Annotated in this window: 11 protein-coding genes; 8 read left to right on the top strand and 3 right to left on the bottom strand. The window is 71.8% G+C overall.

Annotated features, from left to right (window positions below; translation table 11 throughout):
• Positions 1-30: 30 nt before the first annotated feature.
• From AB0436_RS14990 to gap, 7 genes are all read left to right on the top strand, one after another.
• Positions 31-1,068, top strand: a complete 1,038-nt coding sequence (locus AB0436_RS14990; RefSeq protein ID WP_366468249.1) for a LacI family DNA-binding transcriptional regulator — start codon at positions 31-33, stop codon at positions 1,066-1,068.
• Positions 1,065-2,603, top strand: a complete 1,539-nt coding sequence (locus AB0436_RS14985) for a sugar ABC transporter ATP-binding protein (RefSeq protein ID WP_366468248.1) — start codon at positions 1,065-1,067, stop codon at positions 2,601-2,603. Before AB0436_RS14990 ends, AB0436_RS14985 begins: the two co-directional genes overlap by 4 nt.
• A complete protein-coding gene (locus AB0436_RS14980; RefSeq protein WP_366468247.1) occupies positions 2,600-4,558 on the top strand; it encodes a substrate-binding domain-containing protein in 1,959 nt (652 codons plus the stop codon). The genes AB0436_RS14985 and AB0436_RS14980 overlap by 4 nt, the downstream gene beginning before the upstream one ends.
• A gap of 34 nt (positions 4,559-4,592) precedes the next feature.
• A complete protein-coding gene (locus tag AB0436_RS14975) occupies positions 4,593-5,498 on the top strand; it encodes a ribokinase (RefSeq protein WP_366468246.1) in 906 nt (301 codons plus the stop codon).
• A complete protein-coding gene (gene rbsD / locus AB0436_RS14970; protein ID WP_366468245.1) occupies positions 5,495-5,884 on the top strand; it encodes a D-ribose pyranase in 390 nt (129 codons plus the stop codon). The genes AB0436_RS14975 and rbsD overlap by 4 nt, the downstream gene beginning before the upstream one ends.
• A 237-nt stretch (positions 5,885-6,121) precedes the next feature.
• Positions 6,122-7,078: a helix-turn-helix domain-containing protein gene (locus AB0436_RS14965; RefSeq protein WP_366468244.1), complete on the top strand. Its 957-nt coding sequence runs from the start codon at positions 6,122-6,124 to the stop codon at positions 7,076-7,078.
• A gap of 102 nt (positions 7,079-7,180) precedes the next feature.
• Positions 7,181-8,179: a type I glyceraldehyde-3-phosphate dehydrogenase gene (gene gap, locus AB0436_RS14960; protein WP_366468243.1), complete on the top strand. Its 999-nt coding sequence runs from the start codon at positions 7,181-7,183 to the stop codon at positions 8,177-8,179.
• Positions 8,180-8,239: 60 nt separating this feature from the next.
• Here gap and AB0436_RS14955 read toward each other — a convergent pair whose 3' ends face one another.
• Genes AB0436_RS14955 through AB0436_RS14945 form a run of 3 tightly spaced genes read right to left on the bottom strand, consistent with a single transcriptional unit; the run spans position 8,240 to position 11,384 of the window.
• Positions 8,240-9,037, bottom strand: a complete 798-nt coding sequence (locus AB0436_RS14955) for a sugar phosphate isomerase/epimerase family protein (protein ID WP_366468326.1) — start codon at positions 9,035-9,037, stop codon at positions 8,240-8,242.
• Between the two features lie 35 nt (positions 9,038-9,072).
• The gene (locus AB0436_RS14950; RefSeq protein WP_366468242.1) at positions 9,073-10,236 is read right to left on the bottom strand and encodes a dihydrodipicolinate synthase family protein; all 1,164 of its coding nucleotides are present in this window, start codon (positions 10,234-10,236) and stop codon (positions 9,073-9,075) included.
• On the bottom strand, positions 10,233-11,384 hold the full coding sequence (locus AB0436_RS14945) for a Gfo/Idh/MocA family oxidoreductase (protein WP_366468241.1): 1,152 nt from the start codon (positions 11,382-11,384) through the stop codon (positions 10,233-10,235). The genes AB0436_RS14950 and AB0436_RS14945 overlap by 4 nt, the downstream gene beginning before the upstream one ends.
• A gap of 145 nt (positions 11,385-11,529) precedes the next feature.
• On the opposite strand from AB0436_RS14945, the gene AB0436_RS14940 reads away from it, so the two are divergent.
• Positions 11,530-12,621 carry a LacI family DNA-binding transcriptional regulator gene (locus AB0436_RS14940; RefSeq protein WP_366468240.1) on the top strand — a complete coding sequence of 364 codons (1,092 nt, stop codon included), beginning with the start codon at positions 11,530-11,532 and terminating at the stop codon, positions 12,619-12,621.
• The last annotated feature ends 95 nt before the right edge of the window (positions 12,622-12,716 follow it).

Here is a 12,716-nt window from a genome sequence, read left to right as displayed (position 1 = left end):
TTCCATGGCCCACAAGGAGGTGGTCCTGCGATGGCGAGCATCAAGGACGTCGCAGCCGGTGCGGGGGTATCCGTCGCCACGGTGTCCCGCGCCCTGAACGGCCATCCGTCCGTCCGCCCCGACACCCGCGCCCGGGTGCTGGCCACCGTCGAGGCCCTCGGCTACCGGCCCAACGCGGTCGCCCGGTCGCTGCGCACGGACAGGACCCGGACGCTCGGTCTGGTCATCAGCGACGTCCTGAACCCGTACTTCACCGAGCTGGCCCGCTCCGTGGAGGACGAGGCCCGGGCGCACGGCTTCAGCGTCATCATCGGCAACGCCGACGAGCAGCCCGCCCAGCAGGACCACCACATCCGTACGCTGCTCGACCGGCGCATCGACGGACTCCTGGTCAGCCCGACCGACGGCGGCTCCCCGCTGATGCTGGACGCGGCCGGCTCCGGTACCCCGATGGTCTTCGTGGACCGCTGGATCCCGGGCGTGGACGTACCTGTCGTACGGTCCGACGGGCGCGCGGCGGTTCGCGAACTGGTCGCCCACCTGCACGGTCTTGGCCACCGCAGGCTCGCCATCATCGCCGGACCGGCCACCACGACGACCGGTAACGAGCGCATCGAGGCCTTCCGCGACGCACTCCGGGAGTACGGACTGCCGCTGCCCGACGCCTATATCGGGCACGGCGACTTCCAGGCCGACAGCGGCCGCCGGGAGACCAACCGCTTCCTCGCCCTCCCCGAGCCGCCCGAGGTGGTGTTCGCCGCCGACAACCTGATGACACTCGGTGCCATGGACGCGATCCGCGGTCACGGACTGCGCATCCCGCACGACATCGCGCTGGCGGCCTTCGACGACATCCCGTGGTTCGTCCACACGGACCCGGCGATCACCGCGATCGCCCAACCGACCGGCGAACTCGGCAGGGCCGCCGTCCGGGCGCTGATCGACCGGCTGGAGGGCAGGGAACCGCAGTCCGCCATCCTGCCCGCCCGGCTGATGATCAGACGCTCCTGCGGCGAACCCGAACCCCCGCGGCCGACGGCCCCCACGACGAACAGGAGCGACCGGTGAGCAACCCCGACGAGTTGCTGCGCATCGAAGCCATCCGCAAGACCTTCCCCGGTGTGGTCGCGCTCGACAGCGTCGACTTCGACCTGCGCCGCGGCGAGGTGCACGTCCTGCTCGGTGAGAACGGCGCGGGCAAGAGCACCCTGATCAAGATGCTCTCCGGCGCCTACCGCCCGGACAGCGGCCGGATCTTCTCCGAGGGGCGCGAGGTCCGCATCCACGGCGCGCAGGACGCCGAACGCCTCGGCATCGCCACCATCTACCAGGAGTTCAACCTGGTGCCGGACCTGACGGTCGCCGAGAACATCTTCCTCGGCCGGCAGCCGCGCCGCTTCGGCATGATCGACCGCGGCCGGATGGAGGCGGACGCCCAGGAGTTGCTGCACCGGGTCGGGGTCGACGTCTCGCCGCGTACCAAGGTGCGCGAACTGGGCATCGCCCGGCTGCAGATGGTGGAGATCGCGAAGGCGCTGAGTCTGCGGACCGGCGTCCTGATCATGGACGAACCGACCGCCGTCCTCACCTCGGGCGAGGTGGAGAAGCTCTTCGCGCTCGTCCGCACGCTGCGCGAGGACGGCGTGGGCATCGTCTTCATCACCCACCACCTGGAGGAGATCGCCGCACTCGGCGACCGGGTCACCGTGCTGCGCGACGGCCGCAGCATCGACCAGGTGCCCGCCTCCACCCCGGAGGACGAACTCGTCCGGCTGATGGTCGGCCGCTCCATCGATCAGCAGTTCCCGCGGCAACGCCCGGAAATCGGCGAGCCGTTGCTCGCGGTGCGCGGGCTGAGCCGGCACGGGCACTTCCACGACGTCAGCTTCGAGGTGCGGGCCGGTGAGGTGGTCGGCCTGGCCGGTCTCGTCGGCGCCGGACGCACCGAGGTGGCCCGCGCCGTCTTCGGCGCCGACCCCTACGACTCCGGCACCGTCGCCGTCACCGGCAGGCCGCTCCCCGGGCACGATGTGAACGCCGCGATGGGCGCCGGGATCGGCCTGGTCCCCGAGGACCGCAAGGGCCAGGGCCTGCTGCTGGAGGCCTCGGTCCAGGAGAACCTCGGCCTGGTCACCCTGCGTTCCGCCACCCGCGGCGGACTGGTCGACCTCAAGGGCCAGCAGACCGCGGCCGCGCGCATCGCCGAACAGCTCGGCGTCCGGATGGCCGGGCTCGGCCAGCACGTGGGCACCCTGTCCGGCGGCAACCAGCAGAAGGTCGTCATCGGCAAATGGCTGCTCGCCGACACCCGGGTGCTGATCCTCGACGAGCCGACCCGGGGCATCGACGTCGGCGCGAAGGTCGAGATCTACCAGCTGATCAACGAGCTGACGGCCGCCGGACACGCGGTCCTGATGATCTCCAGCGATCTCCCCGAGGTGCTCGGCATGAGCGACCGGGTGCTGGTGATGGCCCAGGGCCGGATCGCCGGCGAACTCACCGCACACGAAGCAACCCAGGACGCGGTGATGGCACTCGCCGTCACCACCTCAGCCCCGACCACACCCAGCACTGAAGCGAAGGAAGCAGAGGGCCTCCAGTGACCACTGACACGCTCAAGGGCTCAACGGGCGCGAGTGGCGCCTCGGCAGTCCGCCGCATTCTGCTCGACAACGGCGCGCTCAGCGCCCTGGTGGTCCTGGTGGTGGCGATGTCGCTGCTCTCCGGCGACTTCCTCACCACCCAGAACCTGCTCAACGTCGGCGTGCAGGCCGCGGTCACCGCGATCCTGGCGTTCGGCGTCACCTTCGTCATCGTCTCGGCGGGCATCGACCTCTCGGTCGGCTCGGTGGCCGCGCTCTCCGCGACCGTGCTCGCCTGGACGGCGACCTCCGAGGGACTGCCGGTCTGGCTGGCGGTGGTCTTCGCCATCGGTACCGGCATCGCCTGCGGCCTGGTCAACGGCGCGCTCATCTCGTACGGCAAACTCCCGCCGTTCATCGCGACGCTGGCCATGCTGTCGATCGGCCGCGGACTCTCACTGGTCATCTCGCAGGGCTCCCCGATCGCCTTCCCCGGCTCGGTCTCCTCGCTCGGTGACACCCTCGGCGGCTGGCTGCCGGTCCCGGTGATCGTGATGATCGTGATGGGTCTGCTCACCGCGCTGGTGCTGTCCCGTACGTACATCGGCCGCTCGATGTACGCGATCGGCGGCAACGAGGAGGCCGCCCGGCTGTCCGGACTGCGGGTCAAGCGGCAGAAGCTCGCCATCTACGCGTTGTCCGGGCTCTTCGCCGCCGCCGCGGGCATCGTCCTCGCCGCCCGGCTCTCCTCCGCGCAGCCGCAGGCCGCCAACGGGTACGAACTCGACGCGATCGCCGCGGTCGTCATCGGCGGCGCCAGCCTCTCCGGCGGCGTCGGCAAGGCGTCCGGCACGCTGATCGGCGCGCTGATCCTCGCCGTACTGCGCAACGGCCTCAACCTCCTCTCGGTGTCCGCCTTCTGGCAGCAGGTGGTGATCGGCGTAGTCATCGCGCTGGCGGTCCTGCTGGATACCCTGCGCCGCCGCGCCGGCACCGGCACCGGCACCTCCGCTGCGGCGGGCACCGGCTCGCCGGGCGGCAAGCGGCCACAGGTGATCAAGGCCGGGGTCGCCGTGGTGTGTGTGGCGGCCGTGGTCGCTGCCGTGTCGTTCTTCAACAACTCCGGCTCGTCCGGCACCCGCCTCAAGGTCGGCCTGTCCCTGTCCACCATGAACAACCCGTTCTTCGTCCAGATGAAGGCGGGCGCCCAGCAGGAGGCCAAGGCGGAGGGCCTCGACCTGACCGTCACCGACGCCCAGAACGACGCTTCCCAGCAGGCCAACCAGATACAGAACTTCACCAGCTCGGGCATCAAGGCGATCGTCATCAACCCGGTGGACTCCGACGCCTCCGGTCCCTCGGTCCGCGCCGCCAACAAGGCGGACATCCCGGTGGTCGCCGCCGACCGCGGCGTCAACAAGGCCGACGTCGCCGCCCTGGTCGCCTCCGACAACGTGGCCGGCGGCAAGCTCGCCGCGAAGACGCTGGCCGAGAAGCTCGGCGGCAAGGGCCGGATCGTCGAACTGCAGGGCACCGCGGGCACGTCCGCGGCCCGGGAGCGCGAGCAGGGCTTCACCGAGGGCATCAAGGCCTACCCCGGCATCAAGGTGGTCGCCAGCCAGCCCGCCGACTTCGACCGCACCAAGGGCCTCGACGTCATGACCAACATGCTGCAGGCCAACCACGGCGTCACCGGCGTCTTCGCCGCCAACGACGAGATGGCGCTCGGCGCGATCAAGGCGCTCGGCAGCAAGGCCGGCAAGTCCGTCCAGGTGATCGGTTTCGACGGAACGCCCGACGGGTTCAAGGCGGTCAAGGCCGGCACCCTGTACGCATCGGTCGCCCAGCAGCCCGCGGAGCTCGGCAGGCTGGCCGTGCAGAACGCGGTGCGGGCCGCGCACGGCAAGACGGTGCCCAAGGCGGTGAAGGTGCCGGTCAAGGTCGTCACCAGCAAGAACGTCGCCACCTTCGCCTGACCGACGCACGTTCTTCCCGGAAAGCAGGACAGACATGTACGACTACGACCTGCTGGTCGTAGGGTCGGCCAACGCCGACCTGGTGATCGGCGTCGAGCGCAGGCCCGCGGCCGGCGAGACGGTGCTCGGCTCCGATCTGACCGTCCACCCCGGCGGCAAGGGAGCCAACCAGGCGGCAGCCGCCGCCCGGCTGGGCGCCAGGAGCGCGCTGCTGGCCCGGATCGGGGACGACGCCCACGGCCGGCTGCTGCTCGACGCGCAGCGGTCGGCCGGTGCGGACACCGTCGGCGTGCTGGTCGGCGACGCGCCCACCGGCGTGGCGCTGATCACCGTGGATCCCTCGGGCGACAACAGCATCGTGGTCTCCCCCGGCGCCAACTCCCGGCTCACCCCGGCCGACGTCCGCGCGGCGGGCAGCCTGCTCGCCGCGGCCCGGGTGGTGTCCGCACAGCTGGAGATCCCGCTGGAGACCGTCGTCGAGGTGGTCCGCACCCGGCCGCCCGGCACCCGTTTCGTACTGAACCCCTCCCCGCCCGCCCCACTGCCCACCGAGCTGCTCGCCGCCTGCGACCCGCTCGTGGTCAACGAGCACGAGGCCCGGGTCCTGCTCGGCCCGTCCGCCGGACCAGGACCCGAGGACTGGGCCGCCGCGCTGCTCGGTCTCGGCCCGCGCTCGGTGGTGATCACCCTGGGCGCCGAGGGGGCGCTGATCGCCGAGTCCGGCCCCGGCACCGTCTCGCGGGTGCCGAGCCCACGGGTCGCCGCGGTGGACACGACCGGCGCGGGCGATGCCTTCACCGCCGCGCTGGCCTGGCGTCTCGGCCAGGGCGACAAGCTCGCGGAGGCCGCCGCATTCGCCGCGCGGGTGGGCGCCACCGCGGTCACCGGGGCGGGCGCGCAGGAGTCGTATCCGACCGCCGGAGAGGTCGTCGCCGGATGAAGAAGGCCGGAATCCTCAACCGTCATCTCGCCGGGGCGCTGGCCGAACTGGGGCACGGCGACGGCGTACTCGTCTGCGACGCCGGGATGCCCGTCCCGGACGGCCCCCGACTGGTGGACTTGGCCTTCCGGGCCGGCGTGCCGTCGTTCGCCGAAGTCCTCGACGGACTGCTGGCCGAGCTGGTGGTGGAGGGCGCGACGTCGGCGCACGAGGTCCTGGAAGCGAACCCCGCTGCCGCTGGGCTGCTGGGCAGGTGCTTTCCCGCTCTCGAGCTGGTCCCGCACGAGGAGTTGAAGTCCCGGTCGGCAGGGGCGCGACTGGTGGTGCGGACGGGGGAGGCCCGGCCGTACGCCAATGTGCTGCTGCGGTGCGGCGTCTTCTTCTGAGTCTTCTTCTGAGCAGACGTCCCGTCGCCGTGGCGTGGGGGCCCGATCCGTGGACCGGGCCCCACCGCATTCCCCTCCCCCGCTCAGCGCTTCCCGTATCCCCCCGGGTACGGCCCCCCGAAGCCCTGATGACGTGTACGACTGCCGTCACCCGGGAAGGGTTGTACGGATTCCGGGAGAGGTATCCGGGCGCAGCGCCCAGGTGACCCGGCCCACGTCCCCTCGTACCCTGTTTCCGTGCCGTCCTCCCACCCGCGTCGCGTCGCCGTCCTCGTGCTCGAGGGTGCGAAGCCGCTCGACGTCGGCATTCCCGCGCAGGTGTTCACGACCCGGGCGAGCATGCCGTACGAGGTGCGGGTGTGCGGCGCGGCGCCCGGTCCGGTAACCGGCGGCGACGGCCTCTCCTACCACGTCACCCATGGCCTCTCCGCGCTCACCTGGGCCGACATCGTCTTCATCCCCGGCTACCGGTTTCCGGACCGCAACGACCCGCCCCCGGCCGTCGTCGATGCGCTGATCGCCGCCCACGACGCGGGCGCGCGGCTCGCCGCCATCTCGACGGGCGCCTTCGCACTCGCCGCGACCGGTCTGCTCGACGGCAAGCGCGCCACGACGCACTGGCATTACTCGCGGGCGCTCAGCGCGAAGCATCCGCTCGTCCGGGTCGACGAGAACGTGCTGTTCGTCGACGAGGGCAGCGTACTGACGTCGGCAGGCGCTGCCTCCGGCATCGACCTGTGCCTGCACATTCTGCGCAGCGACCTCGGCGTGGCTCCGTCGAACCACGCGGCCCGGCGCCTGGTCGCCGCCCCCTACCGCAGCGGCGGTCAGGCGCAGTACGTGCCGCGCAGCGTTCCCGAGCCGCTCGGCGAGCGGTTCGCCGCCACCCGCGAGTGGGCGCTGCACCGGCTCGGTGAGCCCCTCACCCTCAAGGTGCTCGCCGGGCATGCGGCGGTCTCGCCGCGCACGTTCTCGCGGCGCTTCGTGGAGGACACCGGCTACACGCCGATGCAGTGGGTGATGCGCGCCCGCATCGACATGGCCCGTGAGCTGCTCGAGCGTTCGGGGCGGAGCGTCGAGCAGATCGCCGCCGACATCGGTCTCGGCACCGGCGCGAATCTCCGGCTGCACTTCCAGCGTGTCCTCGGCACCACGCCGAGCGAGTACCGGCGCACCTTCACCCAGGGCGAGTAACCCGCCCCCACGTGGCGCGATCCTTGCGAACCCTGGCGATCACGCCGCTGTCCCGGGCGGAATCCGGGCGCGAACCTGGGGGTGAACCGAAGGGACACACTCATGACTCGCATCGCCATCAACGGATTCGGCCGCATCGGACGCAATGTGCTGCGCGCACTGCTCGAACGCGACAGTGACCTCGAGATCGTCGCCGTCAACGACCTCACGGAGCCCGCCACCCTCGCGCGACTGCTCGCCTACGACACGACGGCCGGCCGGCTCGGACGCCCGGTGACCGCCGAGGCGGACACCCTCGTCGTCGACGGCCGCCGCATCAAGGTGCTCGCCGAACGCGACCCGGCTCAGCTGCCCTGGGCCGCGCTCGGCGTCGACGTCGTACTCGAGGCGACCGGCCGCTTCACCTCGGCCGAGGCCGCCCGCGCCCACCTCGACGCGGGCGCGAAGAAGGTGCTCGTCAGCGCGCCGTCGGACGGCGCCGACGTCACGCTCGCGTACGGCGTCAACACCGACGCGTACGACCCGGCCCTGCACACCATCGTCTCGAACGCCTCCTGCACCACCAACGCGCTCGCCCCGCTGGCAGCGGTCCTCGACGAACTCGCCGGCATCGAGCACGGCTTCATGACGACGGTGCACGCCTACACGCAGGAGCAGAACCTGCAGGACGGCCCGCACCGCGACGCCCGCCGGGCCCGTGCCGCCGCTGAGAACATCGTGCCGACCACGACGGGCGCCGCCAAGGCGATCGGCGTCGTGCTGCCGAAGCTGGACGGCAAGTTGTCGGGCGACTCGATCCGCGTGCCGATCCCGGTGGGCTCGATCGTGGAACTCAACACGACCGTCGCCCGCGACGTGACCCGCGACGACGTGCTGGCGGCGTACCGCACCGCGGCGGAAGGACCGCTCGCCGCCATCCTCGAGTACTCGGACGACCCGCTCGTGTCATCCGACATCACCGGCAATCCGGCCTCGTCGATCTTCGACTCGGCCCTCACCCGTGTCGACGGCCGCCACATCAAGGTGGTGGCCTGGTACGACAACGAGTGGGGCTTCTCCAACCGAGTGATCGACACACTCGAACTCCTCGCCACCCGCTGACCGAGCGGTTGCCGTCGGCCGTGCTCGTCGGCCGTGCTCGTCGGCCGTGCTCGTCGGCCGTCAGAGCGCGTGCAGCGCGAACCGCTCGGCGGTCTCCCGGAGTACCTCCTTCCCGTCCCGGGCCCACAGCGCCTCGTTGAACAGCTCGACCTCGATCGGTCCGCGGTACCCCGCCGCGTCCACCCGCTCGCGCCACTCCCGCATGTCCACCGCCCCGTCGCCGATCTGGCCGCGCCCGTTGAGTACGCCGGCGGGCAACGGCGTCGTCCAGTCGGCCAGCTGGAAGGTATGGATCCGGCCCCCTTCTCCCGCCCTGGCGACCTCGGCCGGGGCCCGGTCGTCCCACCAGATGTGGTACGTGTCGACGGCCACCCCCACCTGCTCGGCCGGGAAGCGTTCGGCCAGGTCGAGGGCCTGGGTGAGGGTGGAAATGACGCATCGGTCGGCGGCGTACATGGGGTGCAGGGGCTCGATCGCGAGGCGTACGCCGTGGTCGGCCGCGTACGGGCCCAGCTCGGCCAAGGCGTCGGCGATGCGTTCCCGGGCGCCGTGCAGGTCCTTCGAGCCGGCCGGAAGGCCGCCGGAGACCAGGACCAGGGTGTCCGTGCCGAGCGTCGCCGCCTCGTCGACGGCCGCGCGGTTGTCGGCCAGCGCGGCGGCCCGTTCGGCCGGGTCGATCGCGGTGAGGAAACCGCCGCGGCACAGCGTGGTGACGGTCAGCCCGGCGTCCCGTACCAGCTTGGCCGCCGAGGCGACCCCGTACTGCTGCACCGGCTCCCGCCACAGACCGACGCCGGGCACACCCAGCTCCCGGCAGGCAGCGGTGAGTTCGGGCAGCGACAGTTGCTTGACGGTCATCTGGTTGATGCTGAAGCGGGAGAGGTCTGCGGTGCTCACTGGTCGACTCCGTACACGTTCAGGAGGGAGGTCATACGGCGCTGGGCGAGCGCCGGGTCGGGGAAAAGGCCCAGGCCGTCGGCCAGTTCGTAGGCCCGCGCCAGGTGCAGCAGGGAGCGTGCCGACTGGAGTCCGCCGACCATGGTGAAGTGCGACTGGTGGCCGGCCAGCCAGGCGAGGAGGACCACGCCGGTCTTGTAGAAGCGGGTCGGCTTCTGGAAGAGGTGGCGGGACAGCTCCACCGTGGGGTCGAGCAGGGCGCGGAAGCCCTGCCGGTCACCGGTGTCCAGGACGCGGACCGCCTCGGCGGCGAGCGGACCCAGCGGGTCGAAGATGCCGAGCAGTGCGTGGCTGAAGCCGCGTTCGTCGCCCGCGATCAGTTCGGGGTAGTTGAAGTCGTCGCCGGTGTAGCAGCGCACCCCGTCGGGGAGGCGGCGGCGGAGGTCGACCTCGCGTTCGGCGTCCAGCAGCGACACCTTGATGCCGTCGACCTTGTCCGGGTGGGCCTTGATGACCTCCAGGAAGGTCTCCGTAGCGGCGTCCAGGTCGGCCGAGCCCCAGTAGCCGTCCAGTGCCGGGTCGAACATCGGGCCGAGCCAGTGCAGGATGACCGGCTCGGAGCACTGGCGCAGCAGGTGCCCGTAAACCTCCAGATAGTCGTCGGGGCTCTTCGCGGCGGCCGCCAGCGCCCTGGATGCCATCAGGATCGCCTGGGCGCCGGTCTCCTCGACCAGGGCCAGCTGGTCCTCGTACGCCTCGACGACCTGGTGCAGAGTCACCTCGCCGGACGGCAGTTGGTCGGTGCCGACGCCGCAGGCGATGGCGCCGCCCACCGAACCGGCCTCGGCGGCGGACCGGCGGATCAGCTCGGCGGCGCCCGGCCAGTCCAGGCCCATGCCGCGCTGCGCGGTGTCCATCGCCTCCGCCACGCCGAGGCCGTGCGACCAGAGGTGGTGGCGGAAGGCGAGGGTGGCGTCCCAGTCGACGGCGGCCGGGACGTCCGGCGAGACGTCGGCGTAGGGGTCGGCGACGACGTGCGCCGCGGAGAAGACCGTACGGGAGGCGAGCGGGGCGCCGCCGCCGGAGGCGAACGCGGCGGGCTCGGTGCGCGGCTGGTAGCGGTACGTACCGCCGCCCGCGCGGGGCAGCAGGATCGTCACAGCGAGATCTCCGGAACGTCGAGCCGGCGGCCCTCGGCGGACGACTGCAGCCCCAGCTCGGCGAGCTGCACACCGCGCGCACCGGCCAGCAGGTCCCAGTGGTAGGGCTCGTCGAGCGCGACGTGGCGCAGGAAGAGCTCCCACTGGACCTTGAAGCCGTTGTCGAATTCGCCGTTGTCCGGGACCTCCTGCCACTGCTCGCGGAAGGCGTGCGTGGCGGGCAGATCCGGGTTCCAGACCGGCTTGGGGGTGGTGCTCCGGTGCTGGGTACGGCAGTTGCGCAGACCGGCTACGGCGGAGCCCTCCGTGCCGTCGACCTGGAACTCGACCAGTTCGTCGCGGTTGACCCGGACGGTCCAGGAGGAGTTGATCTGGGCGATCGCACCGCCCTCGAGCTCGAAGATGCCGTAGGCGGCGTCGTCGGCGGTGGCGTCGTACGGCTTGTGCTGTTCGTCCCAGCGCTGCGGGATGTGGGTGGCGGTCAGCGCCTGCACGGAGGTGACCCGGCCGAAGAGCTCGTGCAGAACGTACTCCCAGTGCGGGAACATGTCGACGACGATGCCGCCGCCGTCCTCGGCACGGTAGTTCCACGAGGGGCGCTGGGCGTCCTGCCAGTCGCCCTCGAAGACCCAGTAGCCGAACTCGCCCCGGACGGAGAGGATCTTCCCGAAGAAGCCCCCGTCGATCAGGCGCTTGAGCTTCAGCAGGCCCGGCAGGAAGAGCTTGTCCTGGACCACGCCGTGCTTGATCCCGGCCGCGTCCGCGAGCCTGGCCAGCTCCAGAGCGCCGGCCAGTCCGGTGGCGGTCGGCTTCTCGGTGTAGATGTGCTTTCCGGCCGCGATCGCCTTCCGCAGGGCCTCCTCGCGGGCCGACGTGACCTGAGCGTCGAAGTAGACGTCGAGGTCCGGGTCGGCGAGCACCGCGTCCAGGTCGGTGGACCAGTGCTCCAGGCCGTGCTTCGCCGCCATCGCCTGCAGCGCGTGCTCGCGGCGGCCGACCAGCACGATTTCCGGCCACAGCACCGTGCCGTCGCCGAGGTCGAGGCCGCCCTCCTCGCGCAGGGCGAGGAGGGAACGGACCAGATGCTGCCGGTATCCCATCCGGCCGGTTACGCCGTTCATGGCGATCCGCACTGTCTTGCGCGTCACGAGAAATTCCTCCATACAGCAACGATGAGCAAGCGATAGCAAGCGCTTTCTAAGCAGGATGAAGCTAACCTGCGAACACCGGCCCCGACAAGGGGCCGCGCAGACGCGTGACCGAGATGCGCAGCGAAGTGCCACGGAGGCAGACATGACAGCGACCCTCGCGGATGTGGCGGCCCGTGCCCGGGTCTCCCCGGCGACGGTGTCCCGGGTGCTCAACGGCAACTACCCCGTCGCGGTATCCACCAGAGACCGGGTACTACGGGCCGTGGACGAGCTCGACTACGTGCTGAACGGGCAGGCGAGCTCGCTCGCCGCCGCCACCTCCGACCTGGTCGGCATCCTGGTCAACGACATCGCCGACCCGTTCTTCGGGATCATGGCGAGCGCGGCCCAGTCCGAGATCGGCGGCCAGGAGGGCACCGGACGCGGCGGCGGCGAGAAGCTGGCCGTCGTGTGCAACACGGGAGGCTCGCCGGAGCGCGAACTCACCTACCTGACCCTGCTGCAGCGCCAGCGCGCCGCCGCCGTCGTGCTGACCGGGGGCGCGCTCGAGGACCCCGCGCACAGCGCGGCGGTCTCCGCGAAGCTGGCGCGGCTGGCCGATGCGGGCACCCGGGTGGTGCTGTGCGGCCGGCCGCCGCTTCCGGGCGCCGAGTCGGTGGCCGCCACGCTGACCTTCGACAACCGGGGCGGCGGTCAGCGCCTCACCGAGCACCTGCTGTCGCTGGGCCACCGGCGGATCGGCTACGTCGCGGGCCCGGTGGAGCGCACCACGACCCGCCACCGGCTCGAGGGCCACCGCGCGGCGCTGGCCGAAGCGGGACTGGCCGAAAAGGGCCTGGCGGGCGGCGGCCCGGAGGAGACGCAGGACCGGCTGACGGTGCACGGCGGCTACGACCGCGGTTCCGGCTACCGGGCCACCCTGGAACTCCTGCGCAGGGAACCCTCGTTGACGGCCGTGGTGGCGGCGAACGACACGGTGGCGCTCGGCGCCTGCGCGGCGCTGCGCGAGCGAGGGCTGCGGATTCCCGAGGACGTCTCGGTGGCCGGCTTCGACGACCTGCCGTTCTCGGTGGACGTGGTCCCCGCGCTGACCACGGTACGGCTGCCGCTGTACGAGGCGGGGGCGCGGGCCGGACGCCTCGCGATGGGCCGGGAGGCGCCCCCGGAGGGGGGCGTCGCCATGGTCCGCGGCGAGTTGACGGCGCGGGCCTCCACGGCGGCGCCTCGGCAGTGACTTCGGGCGGGCGCGTCTCCCGTACGGGGTCGGGCGGCGCCGGCGTCCCGTTCGCGGGGTAGGCGGCCCTCACGGCCACGCACGACACGGCACGC

This window comes from Streptomyces sp. NPDC051322 (assembly GCF_040689485.1).
GTDB lineage: Bacteria > Actinomycetota > Actinomycetes > Streptomycetales > Streptomycetaceae > Streptomyces.
This window is presented reverse-complemented; position numbering and strand designations above follow the sequence as displayed.